The organism is Microcystis sp. LE18-22.4A, from assembly GCF_027531105.1.
Classification (GTDB): domain Bacteria; phylum Cyanobacteriota; class Cyanobacteriia; order Cyanobacteriales; family Microcystaceae; genus Microcystis; species Microcystis aeruginosa.
The window spans coordinates 1-2,022 of record NZ_JAPZRB010000231.1 but is presented as its reverse complement, the minus strand read 5'-3'; the positions used below and the strand labels follow the sequence as shown (position 1 = coordinate 2,022).

1 protein-coding gene is annotated in these 2,022 nt (G+C 43.3%); it reads left to right on the top strand.

All coding sequences use genetic code 11. The annotated features are described in order from the left end of the window. Positions 1 to 847 precede the first annotated feature (847 nt). The coding region (locus O9295_RS10340) for a CARDB domain-containing protein (protein WP_288032885.1) at positions 848 to 2,022 on the top strand (1,175 nt) is incomplete at its 3' end.

Here is a 2,022-nt window from a genome sequence, read left to right as displayed (position 1 = left end):
TGGGACTTAGGCGTTTTCGGTCAGCAAAAAAGGCTCAAACCATTACGGGACAAAGGGTTAACCTCGATTTATGATTTTCCTTGATATATCTGGGTTTCAGCGATTTTGGGCTTCTCGAAGTAAATCCCAAGCGGGGATTGGAGTTGAAGCTTTTCTCGATTTGTTTTTTGTCTAAGTCCCACTATCATTCCTGTTTTGTCACCATTTTCAAAAGGACAGGCGATCGCCGTAACGAAGAACCGACAGGAATCAATCAGACAGAGTATAGTCATTTCAATTAAAATTGATAATATAAATGCCAGATTTCATACTAAATCCAGTTATCAAAGACTGATTATCTATTTCTCCTTTTGCATGAGTGCATGGTGCATGAGTGCCTGTCCTGATATGTAGCCTATACTCAACGGATTTAGTATCATCAGGTTTTCATCGGTTCAGATTGTATCAGAATTATCTGAAATGACTCTAGTTTCATCCATCGATAAAAATCTATAACTAAATAGATAAAAATCTATGACTAAAGACATAAAAATTGATTGACACTATGGATTCCATCGTGTTAACTATAGGGGGTGATGTAAGTCACTGGCTTGTATCGCAAAACTCAAGTTTGATTTGAATTGCCCCGATGATTACTGTTTTGTCACCATTTTCAAACAGATCAAAGAATTGCACAGGTAATTGTCGCCCATCAAGGACAGGCGATCGCTTGTAATTGTGCTGTGAACCTGTAAATTTCTACTGACGGTGACATCCGTTTGGCACTGAAGCGCAACGACAACAAGTTAAGCTTCAGAGCTTGCTTCCTTGAATACCTTTACTGTTACTATTTTCCAACTTATTAGCCATGTCATCAACCACTACTGTAACTACCGCCCAGTCATCGCCAAACAACACCGCAACCAGTAAGATTGATGAGTTGTTAAAGGGTACTGTCGGTGACAAAAATTTAGATAAACTCTCCCGAAAAGATTTAAATGAGCTTTTGGACAAAGTTGATTTTTTAGGTGCAATTGGACTTGATACTAACGGAAAACAGATACCAACAAAAGTTGACAACAACAAAAAATCAATTTCTACCTCAAGTCCTACCTCACGTCTTACCTCAAGTTCTACCTCAAGTCTTGCCTCAACTGTCTCACAACCAGATTTAGTGGGCAGTTTTGGCACGATTAATTTGCCAACTACGGTTGACTTCGGCGCTCAGGGAAGTGCACAGGTAATTGTCACCAATCAAGGACAGGGGATCGCCAGTGGTCCCAGTACTGTCAACCTGTACATTTCCACTGACGGTCAGATTGACAAAAACGATGCCTTACTCACCAGTGTCAGCACAAACTTGAACCTAAACGCCGGGCAGTCAGTCACCTTAGACTTAACGTATAACAACAATACTTCAGTCATCGCTGCGGGGGCTTACTTTCTCATTGCTGAAGTTGATGCAAATAACCAAATTGCCGAACAACTGGAAACCAATAATGTCACCAGTAAATTAGTATCGGGACTGAATACTAATGCCGTCATCGACTGGAATGCGACGGCTTTAAATGCGATTCAAGCCGAGGGAAAAGCGGGGCGGGGAGTCGCGCCGACAGTAGGTTCTCGCTTAATGGCGCTGGTTTCTACTGCCGTCTATGATACGGTCAATGCCTTCAACACTTCATATCCCTCCTACGCTGTAAATGTGAACGCACCAGGGAATACCTCGTTGGGGATGGCGGCAGTTGGTGCTGCTTATCGAGTTCTCTCTACTCAATTATCTGGACAAAGTAGCTTGTTCTTACAGCAATTATCCAATTCTCTGGCGGAGATTCAGGAGAGTGCCACCGCTGAAAGCCGGGGGTTTAATTTTGGCATTTTAGTAGCCAATCAGAGCATCAGTTTACGCGCTAATGATGGTTCTAACAACAATACGCCTTTCACTGCGCCGTCGGGAGCCTATGTCTGGAGACCAGAAACCTCGGGCCCCACTGCTGGGGTAGCAGTCGGTGCCAACTGGGGGGGAGTAGATACTTGGGCAAT